The following is a 16,912-nucleotide window of genomic DNA, read 5'->3' on the forward strand; positions in this document are numbered from 1 at the left end:
GTGCACGAGAATTCCGATCGGTACGAGGCCTGCCGTACGGCGGAGGACACCGCCGGACGTGCCCGCGCCCGCGAACGCGTCGACGCCCTGGTCCTGGCGTCGACCCGGCGCAAGCACCGGATCCTCGACGCCGGAGTGCGCTCGGGAGCGCCTCTGCGGAACGACACGACGCTGGTCCGTCTCGCCGCTGGGGGCCGGGACGTACACACTTCGGTCCACGGCACCGCACCGGACTCGCTGGTCGGCGCTCTGGAGGCCGCCCGCCGGTTGCTGCCTTTCGGACGCGTCTACGCAGAGGCCCGGCCGCTGCTGCCGGACACGACCTGGGACCAGGTGGCCTTCTTCGACAACACCGCGGAGGCTCCCGACAGCCTGGCCTGGCTGCTCACCGAGCTCCAGGGCCTGGCAGAGTTCGTGGGCTCCCACCAGGGCGTCTCCTTGAGGATCGCGGACTGCGTCCTGACCGTGGATCACCGGGCAACCGCGTTCGCTTCCCCGGAGCGTCCGCAGGCCGCCGGGTACGGGGTGACCCGGCTTGAACTTCGTACGCTTGTGGAGGTCGAGCGGGCCGGCCGGAGAATCCGGCTCTGGGCCGCCCGCCACGGGCACCGTCTGCGGGAACTGCCGATGAAGGAGATGCTGGAAGAGGCGGGTTGGCGCGGCGCAGCGATGCTTGCTTCGCATGCCAAGCCGGGGCCGGGTGCCGGGAACACGCTGATGCTCGCTCCGAGAGCGGCGGCATCACTGCTCGGACTGGTGGTCAAGGACCTGGTCGACGGGTTCCCGGTCAGCACCGGTCCGCTTCCCGCCGCTGTGCTGGACGACCCGGCCGCCGTCGGCGGGTACCACGTCCATCCGTTCGACGAGGAGGGCGCTCCGAGTGGGCCGACGGTGCTGCTCGGCCGGACCGGAACCCGCACGCGATTGACGTGCCGAGGCAGTGGCGACGGGCAGGGAACCGTTGCCCTCACCGGTCACGCCGCCCGGGGAGGAGAGAGTGAAGTCCCCGAAGCACTGCCGTCCAACGTGCGTCTCGAAACCGCTCCTTCCGACTACGCCCACGACGAGTACGAGGGGCTGCTCGCCTACGATCTGAGGGGCGACGGAGTCCAACGCATGCGCTCCGGCAGCTGCTTCACGGTCCGCCTTGATGTCGCGAGGCTGAGTGAGGGCAAAGTGGCTCACGGAGCCGGGACCGTGGTTCTCACGGCGACAACGGCGGAGGTGCTTTCGGCCATCACGGCGACAACACCGACACGCTCCTATTTTCCCGGTCGTACCCACTCCGTCGGCGGGACGTGGCTCAGCCTCGGCCTCTCCTCCCTCCGGTTCGAGAACGTCGCGTGAAGTCCACCCAGCCGGGGTGTTCTCGCCCGCACGGCCTTTCAGGAGAGGGGGCCGGCGACCGCGTACCAGCGCGCGGAGCTGACCCGTGACGACACCGTCGCCCAGCAGGTGACTACGGATCTGTTGCGCCGCCCGGACGTTGCCCGCAAGGCGATGCGACACGGCACCACCAGGATGCTCCTCAACCGTGCCCAGTTCGACAACTCCGCCGAGACCCGGGACCGGATCCGAGGCGCGTCCCCTTGCCGAGCACGGCTACCTGGTCCGTGTCGCCTTGATGGAAGCGCGCCCTGCGGGCCTGCAGACCTACCAGCTCATCGCCGCTACCCGCATCACCGACTCGCAGGTCCTGACCCGATCACCTGGACCCGCAGGGACGGCTACATGTTCTCGGACGACCCCGCGGACTGGATCGGTTACGGCAAGCGGCAGTTCCGGCAGATCCTTGGCCGGCTCACCCGGGTGATCACGGGCACGCTCGATCCGCACCTGGTCCGCTGCCCCGACGACGAACGGACCCAGCTCGCCACCACCCAGCTCACAGGGGTGCGCGCCGCCTCTATGACTCGGCGCCTGATCCGCAAGAACCGCCGCACCAGTGGACGAAGAAAGCCACCGTCCCCTGGCTGAGGGTTATTCGGCGGGATCCGGTCTGTGACGAAGCAGTTGCCCGCCGAGTAGCACCGCGCAAGCCCCGAGGGTCAGCAGGCCGCCGGCGAGGAAGGTGCCCCGCACATCGGCGAGCGGCAGGACCAGACCACCGAGCGTGGCGCCCGCTGCAATACCGGCGTTGTAGGAACCGGAGTTCGCCGCGAGTGCGATATCCGTGCGCCCCGGTGCGCAGTGCAGCATCGCGTTCTGCGTGCTCATGAACACCGGCCCGAGCGCACCGCCGACCAGCACCAGGAACACCACTGCCGCCACCGGATCAGTGCCTGACACGTATAGGCCGAGCATGCCCACGGCCTGCGTGGCTACAGCCGTGGTCAGCGCGGCGTGCGGAGCGCGGTCCAGCAGCGCCCCGGTGATGCTCACCCCGGCCAGACACGCCACACCGAATGCTACGAACAGGACGTTGACCGTGCTCGGGGAGAACCCGCTCACGTCGCCCAGGAACTTCACGATGTACGTAAATCCTGCGAACGCCCCAGTAGCGGATAGGGCCCCAGCCGCCAGCACGACCCCGAACCGGCGAGCGTCGGGACTGGCCCCGTAGGCGGCGGGCTGTTCCTCCGGAGGTGAGGTCGGCAGCAGAACAGCGATTGTCACGAGGGAGATGAGCCCCAAACCGGCCAGTATCGCAACGGGCACTGGCCAGCCACTCCGATGGCCCAGCCAGGATCCGATGGGAACACCAAGCACGAGGGCAAGCGAACCGGCGACGGACAGCGCTCCGACCACACGACCGCGGACCTCGGGCGCGAACAGGCCCACCGCAACCGGCCCCATCACGGCCCAGAACAGTGCCTGGGCGAGCGCGGTCAGCAGCCGGGTCACAAGGAGCAGCCAGTAGGAGGTGGCCAGTGCAGCGACCAGACTGGACGCGACCAGCGCGGTCAGTAGCCCCGTGAGCACATGACGTCGTGGCACTGCCCGCACGCCGTGAGCAAGCGGCAAAGACGCCACGGCCACCGTCACGCCATAACCGGTGACCAGGAAGCCGACCGCCGACACTGACACCCGCAGGCTTCCGGAGATGAGCTCCAGGAGGCCAATCGGCAGATTTTCCGCAGTATTGAAGGTGAAGGCGGCCAGCATCAGGGCCCCGAGCACCGCCGACCGGTGCCATGACGTCGATTGCACCGTGGCCGTCCGGTCTCTGCCAGACCGCACCCGTTGCGCCTGCTCCGTGGCATTGCCCATGGAGGTACCTCACCGGGGCCGACGACCCCACCGCAACTGAATTCATCTGCTGTATGGGGAACGACCAAAGGATCAACCGACCTTCGGGATCGCCAATTCACCCGGGGTTCGAAAACACCTACTCCGCGGCCTCGGGGGTGCGGAGCTTCGGTGTGGTCCGGCCGAGAGTCTGCTTCGCGAAGCGGAAGGTGTGCTCCAGTTCGAAGCGGCGGAGAAATGCTTGCCAGAAACGGTCCACGTCGTTCGGGGTGGCACCGGTCTTCGACGACCACAACCACGCTGGCGGAGCGTCCCGTTCCTTCGACAGTTGCTCGACCTTCAGTCGGATCAACGTGCCTTCACCCAAGGGCAGTTCACCGTCGTGGTCGAGCCAGGAGGAGCGGTGAGTCAGCCTTGGGTGAACCCGGTCCCATGCCTGGGTTTCGGCCTTGCCGTAGTTGGTGGTTTCGGTGAGGCGGCGATCGCGGGCTCGGGCCAGGTCTCCGGTTTGGTGAAGCGGAACTCCGGGCCGTGCTTGGGCGGCCGGCCGTTGACACCGGGCGCCGTCGGTGGTTTCGGCAGACGCATGACGCGGTCGGACCGGGCCCTGCCGACCAGCTCGACGGGCAGGCCGCGCAGGACCCGGGCCAGGCGGGTGACGTCGTATCCGGCCTCGCTGACGATCAAAACAGACGCTCTGCCGAGCACGGCGCATCTGACCGAAGCCACGGCGACACATCGACCGCCAGGACCAGGCGGCCGCCGGAGAAACGCGACAGCGGCAACCCGGCCAGCACCGTCCGCAGCCGATTGACGTCGATCCGGCCGTGGTTCAAGCCGCCGTACATCGCTCCGTGCCCACGACGATGCTCAGGCAACAGCATCAGGTCTACCGGAGACTTCACCGCCACGTCCGCGCACAGCACCGCGTCCATCAGCTCGAACAACTCATCGCGCCGGGCGGTCAGACACTCGTAGAACTCGCCCCGGAAGCGTGACGCTTCCCTCCGGACAGTATCTGGCAGGAGACCCACCCTCACGGCCTTCGTCTTGGTCACGTGCACCTTGGTCGGAGCACATGATCAGACGAAGGCCGCTTCCATGTTCGGCGAATGCCCAGGTGAGTGATCCAGTTCGAGATGTCGTTCGACGGCGGGAGCCAGGCACGGGCACTGATGCCTCAGCCAGCGAGTAGGGCCTGCATCCACTGGTCTTCGCGTTGCTCGATGTATTCGGCATCGTTTCGCCAGGCGTCGCCATGGCCTTCAGCCCACAGCCTTGCCCAGGGGTGGGTTCCTTGGGCTGCCTGGTCGCGCAGGAAATCGTGCATGGAACGCGTACGGCGCCCCAGCACGGGGACCAACCGACGACGCTCGGACTCTGCGAGACCGTAGGCGTCGACGAAGACTCGCAGTCGGTCCGCCGCGTCCGGGCTCTGCCAGTCCGGATGCGCGGACAGCGGGATGAACCCGTGAATGGCGTATGCGACATCCCACAGGCGCGAGCCGGGGCCCGCAGTGTCCCAGTCGATGAAGGCCCACCGCGCCTCACCTGCGACCACGAGGTTCCACGGGGCCAGGTCGTTGTGGGCGATGATGTCACTGCCCTCAGCGGGGATCAGCGTCTGCCACTGCGCATCGGACGGCGGCGCGAAGTCCTGCACGGCGTCGTGGAAGTCCCGGATCAGCCGCGCAACGCGAGCCAGTTGTCGAGCGGGTTCCATCAGCGAGAACCGGTCGGGCCAGACCACATCTCCCGGCATGAAGGTCAGGACCTCACGCCCCCGATCGTCAATACCGAGTGGGCGAGGCGCCGCGCCGAATCCCACGTCATGCAGGTGGGCAAGCAGGGCATGCACCGCGGGAGTCCATGGTCCGGCCGGGCGTCGAACGGTGTCTCCGACGCGAACGACACCATCGCTGACGTTGCCGCCGGACAAAGGCTCTTCATCATCGTGCCGCATCAAACCAGTGTGTCGGATCAGCCCGTCATGATCAGCCCATTTAACGGAGCGTAAGAGTCGACGGAGGTTAAAGGACAAGCTCAAGGTATCGGCCTTGTACGCGCCCCCGACCGTGGCGTACGCCGTCGGGCTCGGCGACGACGTCGCCCCGGGTCGAGGCCTGGGTGCGGCCGCACGGCGGACGGTTCCTGGACGGCTCGTACAAGCGGTTGTGCGACGCCTACGTCGCCACGATGGCGGATCTCGGCGTCGCGGAGAAGCTGCCGCCCGACCAGTTCCTTGAGGCGATGAACGGGCACAAGGTCGGGATCCTGAGCTGGGAATCGCGCTGGACGCGGTGAAGATGACCGTCAAGGGCGGCATCGGCAAGCTCCAGGAGAAGGCCCGCGGCGGAAACTGGGTACCCGGGCAGGCCTGGCCCGCTCTCGCCCGGCCGATGTGGCGCCCCGACATCCGGGCCACCGCCACCTCCCGGGCCCGCATCAACATGCGCCGCAAGATGACCGCTCTGGCCGCCGCCACCGGCCGCTACCCCGTCGCGGTCCTCTCCGACTGCGCCGGCCACACCGCCGACGGCCCCACCCCCCTGAATGTCCTGCCCTACGACGGAGACGGCAAGACCGTGCCCGGCTCGTTCCGCCTGGGCGTCTCCCCCGGGATGGTCAAGCACGAAGGCACCCAGGACGTGCTGTGGGGTGCGGGGGTGCTGGAGCAGCCCGGCGCGCAAGGCCAGGTCGCCAATCTCGCCCGGTACATCAAAACCGGTGAGGTCACCGCCCGGGACACTGGGGAATAGGGAGCGTAGCGGCAGATGGTCACCGTTGAAGCAGAGCTCGGCTGGGCCGTGCAGGGCGCGTTCACGCGAGTCCGCGGGAGCCAGATGCCTTACCGGGCAGCGTCGGGACTGCGGACGCAGGAGCACACCAGGCAGACGCCCGAGCCGTAGCCGACCCCGAAGTCGTCGATGCCAGATACGGCGAGGGTTTCCCGTCCGCAGACTGGGCAATCCGTCACATCCATGCCGTCGCTCAGCTCATCGGATGCGTAGGCTGGTGGTCGGCTGCCAACGCGATGTGTCGGTCGGCTTCTGCCTCACCGATCAGGTCCAGGTAGTCCTGAACGCACAGCCACTCGTACCGGTCCTGAATCTGGTGCTTTGACCCAGTCGGATTCCCTACGTTCCTCGTTCAAGGACCAAGCCAGTGGGGAGAGGAGCGACGCCGGCCGTTTTCAAAGATCCTCATCAACCGCGACGTCAGTAGGTTCGGGCGGCCCGCGCGTCCTTGACGATGCACCAATACCGGCGCATGAGGGGCGTGCGGCATGCGGCCGCACGCCCCGTCTTCTGCGGTTACGGGATGCGTTTCAGGAGTGTGGGCAACCCGCAGTCAGAGCATCGGCGTTCAGGACGTCTCTGCTTCGATGATCCGGTGGTCGGAGAGCGCCGGATCGGTCACGCGGCAGGTGTACTTGAGCCCCTGCGGGCCGAAGACGTAGTCGATCTTGTTGTTTCCGTCGGTCGGGTCGCCCGTGTGCGGTTTGGTCGGGTCCGCCTGCCCGCACTCCTGCCCGCTGGAGTAGAGGGGGTCGAGGTAGGTGACGTCGGCCGTGGTGGTGTTGAGGTCGCCGCCGTAGTAGGTGGTGTAGCCAGCGGCCGTGTAGTCGCCCACCTGACTGCGCATCTCTGCGGCTTGCTTGGGCCGGAACGGATCGCTCGGATCGATGTCGTCGCCGACGAGCTTGCCGTCGGAGTTGATGTAGGAACCGCTACTGAAGTGGGCATTGCAATACGCGGAACCCTCGTCGGGGACGACCGCGCAGAGCATCGGTCGCTGCTCCTTCTTGTCGGGTACAGGCTTGTCAGGTGAGGGCAGGACCGTGCCCTGGAACCAGGTGTTGCTGTCGGGGACGGCGAGAGCAATGCCGAAAGCGCCCCGGTCGGCGTTGTCGGTGCCGTCTGAGCAATTCTTCTGCGCCAGGATGTTCGTGCCCGTGACCTTGTAGTACGTCGGCATGAACCGTACATCCAGCCCCGGCCACCTGTCCTCGAGTGCCAGTTCCAACGGCTTGGCCTGCTTCTCGCAGATCTCCTGGAAGAAGATCGCGTCCGGCCGCCGTGTGCCCATGGCGTTGAACAGCGCGCTTGCAACCCTTGGCGCCATCGTCGTCGGCGGGGCGTACTTGAGAGGGCAGTCGTTGTTGTTGTTGGCGCAGATGTTCCACGACACCACGTTGTGAGCCTTGACCGCCGGTGTGGAGGGTGCGGGCATGTGGGTGGCGTCCGACTCCGGCGCGCTGATCGGCTCCAGCGTGAAACGTTCCCAGCTGCCGAGTTCGGAAGCGGGTTTGTCGGTCCGCGCACGCAGCAGGCCGCGGTCGGGGTAGGTACCCAGCTCCGCGGCCACGAACTTGCCGTTGTGGGCCTTCAGTCCGTACTCGCCGGTCGTCAGGGACACGAGTGAGAACCGCTGCCAGGAGCCCGTGTTCTCGACTCGGGTGCGCAGCAGGTTGCCGCTGGCGTCGTCCTCCGCCGTTACGTACCGGCCCGTGGCTTCCGAGCGGAAAATGACTGACGATCCGAACCCGGAGCCGGATACGTAGTCGGTATGCAGGGTGAACTTCTCCCACCCGGCAGCCGTGGTGCCTTTGGCCCTCAGCTTCATGTCCCCGTCGGCGCCGGCGTCCACCGTCACGTACAGGTTGTCGACCTTCAGTGCCCACCGCTGCCCAGCCGACCCCTGGGGCGCCTCCGCAGCTACCGCCGGCGGCGCGGCCAGCGCCACCACGGCGGCCATCGCGGACAGCAGAGCCGCCACCGCGAACCGTATTCGTCTCACCCTTGTCGCTCCTCACACGTTCTGCACACGTATGTCGATCATGAACATCCGGCAAAATTACAGGCCGAGACTATAGGTGATTACCTGCGACTCTGCGACGGATCTAGTCCGCCACCCCACAAAGGGACTTGGGGATCCGGGTCGGCTCAGTCACCGTGAAGTGCTGCCTCGATCTCGCCCTCGACCGGAGGCGCAAAACGACGAGCAGGTCCGTCAGACGCGGCCCGCCGATAACGAACCGCCGAACCGCCATCAGCGGCCGGCGCGGCCAGCTCAGGGGCGCCGCGCGCAGTGGTGCGGGCGGGTGCGGGTGTCGTGCTCGGTGAGGTTGAGGGCGGTGGCGATGGTGTCCCAGGGCTGGTCGTCCGCGCGGACGGCATAGGCGGCGGTACGGGCGGCCTCGGCGAGGGGGTACTCGAGGCGGCGACGGCCGGGAGTGCGGCAAGGGGTGCGTCCGCGGCCAGGGCGTCCAGGCGGGTGCGGAGCTGTACGAGAAGAGCGGTGACGTCTTCCGGGACAGGAACGGTGCGGTTCTCGATGTCGGTGATGTGCTGGTCCCAGTCGCCTTCCGGCCCGCAGGCGTACGCGGTCTCACGCGAACAGTTCCCTCACAATCGGACAGCGAGGCAACGCTCCGCGATGACTCCCCAAGGCTTGTGTGAGAACCGCCAAATGACGGCTTGTTGGGAAGGTTGCGACTCAGATGCTGCGTGCGCGGGTGGCGAGGAGGGCTGCCAGGGTGCACGGTGCGAGCAGCATTCCGAATGCGGCGCTGTAGCCGACGGCGTCGGTCGAGCCGGCGCCGAGGCAGGCGTTGAGCAGGGCGGAGGAGAGACCCAGCACTGTTATCTGGCCCAGGTTCTGGGTGGTCTGCATCGCGCTGCTGGCGTAGCCCTGCCGACCGGGCGGGCTATGGGTGAGTGACAGCACGGTGAGGGACGGGGCGTACATGCCCATGCCGACGGCCGCGACGACCATCGCCGTTGCGGCGGTATACGCGGGCGTCGCGGGAAGTGTCCCGGCAACCGCGAGCGCGACTGCCGCTGCCTGCACCAGTGCGCCCGCCACGACCAATCGGTGGCGGGGGCAGTCCTCCAGTAGACGGCCCTGCACCCAGGAGGAGCCGGCCCAGGCCAAGGCAGCTCCCGTGAAGGCCATGCCGACCAATACGGGAGACGCACCCCGGTCGGTGATCAGCAGCAGGGGTACGTAGGCCTCCAGCGTGAAGAACACGCCTGATCCCAGGCCGCACAGCAGCACCGTGACCGGCAGGCCGCGCGCGGCACGCCAGGTACCCGGCGGCAGCAATCTTGATGCGAACACCACCAGCAGGGCAAACCCGACCGCTGCGAAGAGCAGGTGGCGCATGTCCCAGCCCGAGACGCCGTATTGCCCCAATGCCGCACCTAGGCTCACGGCTGTCGCGACCATCAGAGCGGGGCGAGGCAGCCTGCCTCCCGACGGTGCGGGCGCGGCCCCCCAGGAAGCGCTGCGCAGCACCGCCACCACCACCAGGGCGGGCAGCACGGTGAGAGCGGCCAGACCGAAGAACACCGCCCGCCAGGACCACCACCCGACCACTAGGCCCGCCAGCGGAGGGCCGACCAGCGAGGGGACGATCCAGCAGGCACTCATCAACGCCAGTACGCGTGGCCGCAGATGCTCGGGGTAGGCCCGGCCGATGGCGGCGTTGATCGAAACCGCGACCATCCCGCCCGCCAGCCCGTCCAGGAAGCGCCCGGCCGCCAGCTGCCAGATCGACGTACTGGCGCCCGAGACCAGCAGGGTGGCCACTGCCAGTACCACGCCCGCAGAGAGCGGACGTAGCGCCCCTGCGCGGTCTGCCCAATGACCGCCCAATACCCCACCGAGCAGACCCGCAGCTACGAAGCATCCCGCCACCAGGGGGAAGAGCGACACCCCGTTCAGGTCTCGCGCTGCCGTCGGCAATGTGGGGACCACGGCCAGCGCGGCAAACCCGGTCAGGAACATCACCGCGGCGAAACTGGAGGTGGCGGCGGCGTACCGCCTGGAGAACAATCCATCCGCGGGCCCGGGATGCGCCGGTAGACGATCGGCTGCCGTTGCCGAATCGTCGGAGACTGGCACGGTCGGTTCCGTAGAAATTGCGGGCAAGCTACTTGGCACGCGCTTCGGATCACCAGTCACGGGCGCAAGGTAGACGGAGCGCACGGCTTCATGCCACCTGTTTGTTCGAGCTGGCTGCCCCTCTGCGTTCTCAACTACACGTTAAGGCCGTTCTCACCGCCGCCGGACGCAACCTGCATTGGCGGGTTCCTCGGCTCGTGCGTCGGGTGCTGGCGAGGCGGTAGGAGTCGGTGCCGGTCTCGAGGATGGTGCCGTTGAAGGTGAGTCTGTCGACGATGGCCGCGCAGAGGCGGGGGTCGGTGGTATTCACCTCGGAGGGGCATCCTGAAACGAAGTGACTCCTCCCCGGTATTGGCGCGCTGCGGCTGTTGTCACCCGATCAGTGGGCGTCTGGAAGATTTCACTGCGTCGATCGGGCGTCCTGCCCAGCGTGGTGTCATCTCGTCTCGGCGTCTGTCGATTGCCATGGGCAGGGTGAGGAGCCATACGCGAGGCGGCCGGCTGAGTCGGATCGCGCATAGACGGTCGGCCAGACAACGGCGCCGCCACGGTGCGGGTGCGCACCATGCGAGCGGGCCAGGCCGGACTCAATGGTTGGCGCTCACGGTGGCCACCCTGCCCGGCTTGGCCGCGGTGGTCGCGCTCCTGTTCACTTGGCGGGAAGTGCGGGTCGCCGAACAGGGGCAGCTCACCAGCCGGTTCAACGACGCGATCACCAACCTTGGGTCGCAGTCAATGGACGTGCGCTTCGGGGGGATTTACGCTCTGGAGCGCATCATGCAGGACTCCCCTCGCGATCAGCCCAGGATCATCTCGGTCTTGTCGGCATATGTGCGACGTCACGCCCCTGTTCCGGCAAGTGGCTTCGCAGAGGAGCCCAAGGACATCGAGCAGACACTCAGACACCGCCCGTCCACGGACGAGGCGGCCGTGATGAACGTGCTGGCCCGCCGCCCACCGGGCCACGACGGAGGCGCGCAGCTCGATTGGAGCCGAACAGACCTTCGAGGCCTAACGCTGTCCACCTGGGGTCTCAGAGTCATCGCGAAGATTCCTGAGGGCGGTAAACGTCCCAGTACGCGCTCCTCGTTCAGCTACGCGGTCATGGAGGGTGCAGACCTGCGACATGCCGTCCTTGCGGGAGTAGACCTGCACAGTGCATTCGCCAGCGAGGCCAACTTCAGCGGGGCGACACTCCTGCGCACAGATCTGACCAATGCCCAGCTAGCCGGAGCAGACCTGACCGGTGCAGTGCTCCTTGAGACAGATCTGACCGGCGCAGACCTCAGCAGTGCGAAGTTGCACGAGACGGTGCTGGGTGCGCCCAACGCGCCCGTTCCCAACGAACCGTCCAATCTCACCCACGCGGTGCTCTGGGACACGGATCTCACAGGTGCAAGCCTTGCTGGGACAAACCTGACCGGGGCAATCCTGGTTGACGCCAACATGACGGGCGCCACCCTGATTGGGGCGCACCTGCATGGCGCAAAGCTCAGCGCGGCTGACGGGTCACTGCAAGGGAAGATTACTTCTGGCGCCGTCACGGAAAGCGCGAACCTGACGAACGCCAACCTGACGGGAGCCGACCTGACAAATGCGGACCTACGCGGTGTAAACCTCACGGGAGCCGACCTCACCAGGGCCGACCTGCGAGGGGCACAGCTGACGGGAGCCAAGCTCACCGGAGTAAGGACCAAAGGGGTTCGCGGACTACCACCCTCCGCGACCGGGACTGATCTTGCAAGCTCCGGCCAGGGCTAGCCGCACTCCTTGCCCCGGCCAAGCATTGGCTCAACGCCCGGCGGCCAATGCCGCTCACGCATCGAGATCCGCATCGGAGCGCTGGTGCTCTGACCGCATTGGTTCGCCGGGTTCGTGGTCGGGGCGATTGGATGTGCGGTGACGTTCGTCCGACCGTTTGGGGTGTGGTGGTCGAGCCTGTGCGGGTACGCAGACTGACCGGCCAGGAGGGGCAGAATCTGCATCAGATCGTGCGCCGGGGCAGCACCAGTTCGGTGCGGTTCCGGCGCGCGATGATGCTGCTGGCTTCGGCCGGCGGAACCGGGTCCCGGTGATCGCGCAACTGGCGCAGGCTGACGAGGACACCGTCCGCGATGTCATCCACCGGTTCAACGAAATCGGCCTGGTCTGCCTGGACCCTCGGTGGGCGGGAGGCCGTCCCCGCCTGCTCAGTCCTGACGACGAGGACTTCGTCGTCCAGACGGCCACCACCCGCCCGACCAAACTGGGCCAGCCGTTCACCCGCTGGTCCCTGCGCAGGCTCGTGATCTACCTGCACCGGGTCCACGGTCGTGTGATCCGGATCGGCCGCGAGGCGTTACGGCGTCTACTCGCCCGCCGCGGCGTCACCTTCCAGCGGACCAAGACGTGGAAGGAGTCGCTCGACCCTGCGCGCGACGCCAAGCTCGACCGGATCGAAGAGGTCCTGGGTCGCTTCCCGGACCGGGTGTTCGCGTTCGACGAGTTCGGCCCGCTCGGCATCCGGCCCACCGGAGGAACCGGTTGGGCTCCCGCCGGTCATCCCGAGCGGCACCCCTGCGCAAGGTCGACAACTACAACGCCACCTGGTGGACACTGGAAGGCGCCACCGCCTTCTGATCTCATTGAAGAGCTCCTGCCGCCCGGTGCGACCTACGCCGGACCGGCCTGGCTCTCATCGGACTTGCGCCGGGCAGACCGCAGCCGCGGTCTGCCCGACATGGCCGTCACGGTGCCGCCGCGCGCCGGTCGGAGCGGCGAGTTCTTTGGTCATGAAGACGCGGCTGGTGCCTGTCGGGTCGCAGGGCACCTCTCCCAGACGCGTCCATCCGTGTTTCTCGTAGAAGGCGGGGGCCTGGAAGGTGATCGTGTAGAGCACGGCCCTGCGGCAGCCACGGGCGTGCGCCTCGTTTTCGGCCTGCGCAAGGATCTGTGTTCCCAGCCCGCCGCCGCGTAGCTGCGGCGGTAGGTAGAAGAGGTCGAGGAAGAACAGCCCGAGCGAGGTCCGCCCGGTCAGCCCGCCGACCACCTGGCGCGTGGCGGGATCACGGACCAGGACGGCGAGCGCTCTACGGTCCGCGATTGCGGTGTGCTCGGTGTTGAAGCGGTCCAGAGCGTCCGAGATCACCGCGATGTCCGCCGGGGCGGGAGCGTCGGTGACCGCAAGGTTCCTCGGGGGCTCGGGATGGTGGGAGGTGGCGACGGTCGCGTCAGACGCGGTCATGGTTGCTCCAGTGTGTGAGCGCAGGAGGCTCGGCCTCGCGGGCGGATGCGGGTGCCGGGGCCGGTGAGCCCTGCACGGGGGGTACCGACGCTAGGACGGGAACGCTTCGACGGACGTCGAAGGGATATCGGCGACAATGGGCATCGTGGACATGCAGCGCGCGGGTCAGGATGTGGGGGTGGACCTGGCAGGCGTGGCCAGGCTGCTGGCCGACGGCACCCGGGCCGCGTTCTGCCTGGCCTTGCTCGACGGCCGGGCGTGGACGGCGAACGAGCTCGCACGGTACGCCGGCATCGCACCGTCCACCGCGACCTCGCACCTGAACCAGCTCGTGAACGGCGGTCTCCTCATCGAGGAGCGGCACGGACGCCACCGCTACGTACGGGTGGCCGACCGCAGGGTGATCGAGCTGATCGAGAGCCTCGCCGCGCTGGCTCCCCAGCGCAGCGCCCGACCGCGTTCGCTGGCCGCCTCCGGTCGGCAGCAGGCACTGTCCCGTGCGCGACTGTGCTACGACCACCTGGCCGGAAGCCTCGCGCTGGCGATCACCGACGCAATGGTCGAGCGCGCACTGCTGGAGTGGGGTCCCGAGCCGAGCCTCACCGAAAAGGGCACTCGCTGGCTCGCCGAGGCCGGTATCACGGTGCCCACCGGCTCACGCCGACCCCCGGTACGCGCCTGCCTCGACTGGACCGAGCGCCGTCCCCACCTGGCCGGCGCCGTGGGCGCCGCCCTGTGCGCCCACGCACTCGCCACCGGATGGATGACACGCGTCGGCACGACCCGCGCCCTCCTCGTCACGCCCACCGGCCGCCGCGCATGGCACGACCAGCTCGGCCTGCCACCCGACGAACTCTGATCCCGGGCCTCACCCACGCCCGTGACCAAGTCGGGCGACCGGGATTCTCTCCGGGGCCCTGCCGCCAGAGTGGCGCCGACGTCCCTTCCGCACCGAACTCATGGCGAGAAGCCGGGCCGAAGCCATAGCCGACCTTCTGCTGCGGTGCAGACGTGGGCCCGCTCGAAAATGGCGATCGACCGGCTGATCGCGCGGCGGGAGGTGCACCTGCGGAAGAAGACGCGTGGCGCATGCTTCACGAGACCCCTGCCAGCGCTTAGGAGATCCTGGGCGTCAACATGGAGGAGTTGGACCTTGCCGGACGCCGGGCCCCGGTGAAGGGCAAGGGCGCCCGGCCTCGTACGCGTCGCCGCGGCTCAGCCCGGGAAGACTTCGCCCTGGAGACGGTCTGCTGGGACGCTGGCGCCGCCCGGTTGTTGCCTCACCTACTCGAGGCGCGTACCCGCGGGCCAGTGTTCGTCACTCATCGCAAGCCCGGCCCTGCAAGGTCGTCAGCCCGCGCGATACCTGTCCGGTACACCGGGCTCGCGCGTCCTTCGTACGGGCAGGCCCGGATGCTGCTGGACGAGCACACCGCCGTCGGTGGTGGGCCGGGCACGGGCTGGGAGCTGCATAGGTGGCGGCACTCCGGCCTGACCCACCTCGGCAGGGCAGCCCTTCTTGATGACCCGGGCGATATCGAAGGGGACTTGCTCAGTCAGCCCGCTCCTGCACCGCCCCGGTTAAGCGGGGCGATGTAGGGCGGGCAGTGCTCGGTCAGCAGGCAACCGCCGGCTTCGTCCTTGGTCCGCGTGTGAGCCGTGTCCTCATCGGCAGCGATCTCCAGCACCAGATCCGTCCCGTCGCCCACGCCGCGCGGCCGTGGCGGCAGAGTGCCGTGCCCGCTTCCAGCGCGATGCTCCGCACAGCCTCACGTGTGTCTGAATCGCGAACCCGCGGTGGCCCGGATCGATGCTCCGATCCGGGCCACCCTGCCGTGGGCCCTGTTATGCGCCCTGAGCCGCAATTACGTGCAGAGCCAGGGGCGACCGACCCTCGTCGCCGATCAGCGCAAACAGTCTGGTGCCATCCGGGGACCAGATCAGCCCGTGCGGCCGCAGGCCCCGGGCGGAGCCCGGCTCCAGATCGATGACCCGGGACGGCTTCTCGGCGCCGGGCCGGAAGAGGTAGATGTCCTGACCGTAGGAGTTGTCGATGCCCGCGGCGATCTCGCCCGTGGCAGACACCGCGGCGGCATCCGGGTAGGTCGTCGTGGGGTAGGCGTGCGCGACAGAGAGGTCGCTGAGCCGGAAGGCCAGGTGCTTGTACGGGTAGCCGCCGACGATGAACAGCGTGGCACCGTCCGGGGACAGGGCCAGGTCCCCTACGAAGCTGATCTCGCCAGGGTTGTCCTGCGTCGTGCGCACGACGAGCTTGCCCGAGGTCACGTCATAAACCGTCACGGTGCCCGAGGAATTGTACTGCTCACCAGCGATGACGATGCCGGGCACGGACGGCGAGGACAGCAGCATCGGAGGCCCGCCCCACGTACCCCACGGCACCAGCCCGAGCCGCACCGTCGGCTTTGTGCCGCTCAGGGCGAGAGCGCCGATACTGCTGTCGAAGCCGGAACCGTAGCTGAACCAGAGGGTCTTGCCCACCAGAGCCAGCCGCGACGGTGCGGTGCCCGCCCCTGTCGAGTACCGGGCCCTCTCCTGGTAGGTGGCGGTGTCGAGGGCGGCTATCGCATCACCGCCGCTCAGCGCGACGTACAACGTGCGCGAGTCGGCGGACAGTACGAGGTCCGCCGCACCGGGCTTGTTCTTGAGGGTCCTTATGAGCTTGCCGTCGAAGTCGGTCACGAGCACCGAACTCGTCACAATGTCGGCAATGTAGAGCCTGTGGTGCACGGCGTCCACGGCCATGTCCGCGTGCCACGAGATCGGCAGCACAGTGCCGGAGGGCTCGGCGGTCGTCCTGGCCGAGGCGCTTGTAGCCGACCCGAGCAGGGGTAACAGGATCAAGGCCAGGACGCCCAGCACGGCTCTGAAGCGGGGTCTTCTCATCAGGTAGTCGTCCTTGTCGTCCAGGCGCCTCATCGAGGCGCGAGAGCAGCGGTAAGTACGGGCCACGAATGCCCCCCTGTGACCCCGTCCATGCGCGCCCCGGAGATTTCGTTCGGGTCAGCGCCCGGATACAGCACGTAGCGAAGTGCGCCGGGAACGAAGCGGACGCTCAACCCTGCAACCGCACCATCGTCTTGCCGATGAGGAAGTCGCATGCCAACAAGTCTGGTCACACCCAGCAAGCCGCTGCGCAGCGCATACCCCATGCTCCGGCCCAACTTCGGCGTATGTCGTGGACGCTTCCTCGAAGACGCAGGACTGTCCCACGTCATGGCCGTGCCGAAGTCCCAGCAGGTCCACGGCCCCCGCATCGACCATCCCATCGACCAGCCCCCGACGAGGCAGGGCAGCAGCTCTCCTGAAGCGACGGCGCCGAAGGCCACGAATCCACGACTGGGCCACGGCCCGACTGCCGGCTGTCTGGGAATTCGACCGCGACGAGCCCACCCGCCAGCGCAGTATGCAGGCTTCCAACTGCAGCCGCCGAGGCGCCCTTGGCTCCCTACATCGACACCCTCGCGCCGCAGTGCGGTCACCGCCTTACCGAAGGAGTGCGGGCGCAGCCCGGTGAAAGGACCCGCGCCTTCTGTGTCTGGGGCGAGAGCCTGCGGGAGGTCGAGCAGCGGC

At 67.9% G+C, this 16,912-nt stretch carries 10 protein-coding genes and 4 pseudogenes; 7 read left to right on the forward strand and 7 right to left on the reverse strand.

Annotation, left to right across the window (positions count from 1 at the left end; genetic code table 11):
• The 3 genes and pseudogenes from ABZ434_RS22515 (at position 1) to ABZ434_RS22525 (ending at position 1,977) form a co-directional block, all read left to right on the forward strand.
• The gene (locus ABZ434_RS22515; protein ID WP_359139619.1) at positions 1–1,347 is read left to right on the forward strand and encodes a metallopeptidase TldD-related protein; all 1,347 of its coding nucleotides are present in this window, start codon (positions 1–3) and stop codon (positions 1,345–1,347) included.
• 108 nt (positions 1,348–1,455) lie between these two features.
• Positions 1,456–1,536 (forward strand): annotated as a pseudogene (locus ABZ434_RS22520) (hypothetical protein); the annotation flags it as partial.
• Positions 1,537–1,731: 195 nt separating this feature from the next.
• The gene (locus ABZ434_RS22525) at positions 1,732–1,977 is read left to right on the forward strand and encodes a hypothetical protein (protein ID WP_359139737.1); all 246 of its coding nucleotides are present in this window, start codon (positions 1,732–1,734) and stop codon (positions 1,975–1,977) included.
• Between the two features lie 3 nt (positions 1,978–1,980).
• Here the strand turns inward: ABZ434_RS22525 and ABZ434_RS22530 are convergent, their stop codons facing one another.
• The 3 genes and pseudogenes from ABZ434_RS22530 to ABZ434_RS22540 form a co-directional block, all read right to left on the reverse strand.
• A complete protein-coding gene (locus ABZ434_RS22530; RefSeq protein WP_359139707.1) occupies positions 1,981–3,105 on the reverse strand; it encodes an MFS transporter in 1,125 nt (374 codons plus the stop codon).
• 226 nt (positions 3,106–3,331) lie between these two features.
• A pseudogene (locus tag ABZ434_RS22535) lies at positions 3,332–4,229 on the reverse strand (transposase); the annotation flags it as partial.
• Positions 4,230–4,369: 140 nt separating this feature from the next.
• On the reverse strand, positions 4,370–5,152 hold the full coding sequence (locus ABZ434_RS22540) for an aminoglycoside phosphotransferase family protein (protein ID WP_359139622.1): 783 nt from the start codon (positions 5,150–5,152) through the stop codon (positions 4,370–4,372).
• Positions 5,153–5,243: 91 nt separating this feature from the next.
• On the opposite strand from ABZ434_RS22540, the pseudogene ABZ434_RS22545 reads away from it, so the two are divergent.
• Positions 5,244–5,948: pseudogene (locus ABZ434_RS22545) on the forward strand (transcriptional regulator); the annotation flags it as partial.
• 607 nt (positions 5,949–6,555) lie between these two features.
• On the opposite strand, the gene ABZ434_RS22550 reads toward ABZ434_RS22545, so the two are convergent.
• Positions 6,556–7,989 carry an endonuclease/exonuclease/phosphatase family protein gene (locus ABZ434_RS22550; RefSeq protein WP_359139625.1) on the reverse strand — a complete coding sequence of 478 codons (1,434 nt, stop codon included), beginning with the start codon at positions 7,987–7,989 and terminating at the stop codon, positions 6,556–6,558.
• A 699-nt stretch (positions 7,990–8,688) separates the two neighbouring features.
• On the reverse strand, positions 8,689–9,981 hold the full coding sequence (locus tag ABZ434_RS22555) for an MFS transporter (RefSeq protein ID WP_359139710.1): 1,293 nt from the start codon (positions 9,979–9,981) through the stop codon (positions 8,689–8,691).
• Positions 9,982–10,704: 723 nt separating this feature from the next.
• On the opposite strand from ABZ434_RS22555, the gene ABZ434_RS22560 reads away from it, so the two are divergent.
• Together ABZ434_RS22560 and ABZ434_RS22565 are read left to right on the forward strand one after the other, a co-directional pair.
• Positions 10,705–11,859, forward strand: coding sequence for a pentapeptide repeat-containing protein (locus ABZ434_RS22560; protein ID WP_359139628.1), 1,155 nt, complete (start codon positions 10,705–10,707; stop codon positions 11,857–11,859).
• A gap of 167 nt (positions 11,860–12,026) precedes the next feature.
• A pseudogene (locus ABZ434_RS22565) lies at positions 12,027–12,655 on the forward strand (helix-turn-helix domain-containing protein); the annotation flags it as partial.
• Positions 12,656–12,772: 117 nt separating this feature from the next.
• On the opposite strand, the gene ABZ434_RS22570 reads toward ABZ434_RS22565, so the two are convergent.
• Positions 12,773–13,321 carry a GNAT family N-acetyltransferase gene (locus ABZ434_RS22570; protein ID WP_359139631.1) on the reverse strand — a complete coding sequence of 183 codons (549 nt, stop codon included), beginning with the start codon at positions 13,319–13,321 and terminating at the stop codon, positions 12,773–12,775.
• Between the two features lie 136 nt (positions 13,322–13,457).
• On the opposite strand from ABZ434_RS22570, the gene ABZ434_RS22575 reads away from it, so the two are divergent.
• On the forward strand, positions 13,458–14,180 hold the full coding sequence (locus ABZ434_RS22575; protein ID WP_359139634.1) for a winged helix-turn-helix domain-containing protein: 723 nt from the start codon (positions 13,458–13,460) through the stop codon (positions 14,178–14,180).
• A gap of 986 nt (positions 14,181–15,166) precedes the next feature.
• Here the strand turns inward: ABZ434_RS22575 and ABZ434_RS22580 are convergent.
• Entirely contained in the window at positions 15,167–16,291 is a 1,125-nt protein-coding gene (locus tag ABZ434_RS22580) for a hypothetical protein (RefSeq protein WP_359139638.1), read from the reverse strand.
• Positions 16,292–16,912 lie beyond the last annotated feature (621 nt).

This window comes from Streptomyces sp. NPDC005761 (assembly GCF_040630635.1).
Classification (GTDB): Bacteria; Actinomycetota; Actinomycetes; order Streptomycetales; family Streptomycetaceae; genus Streptomyces.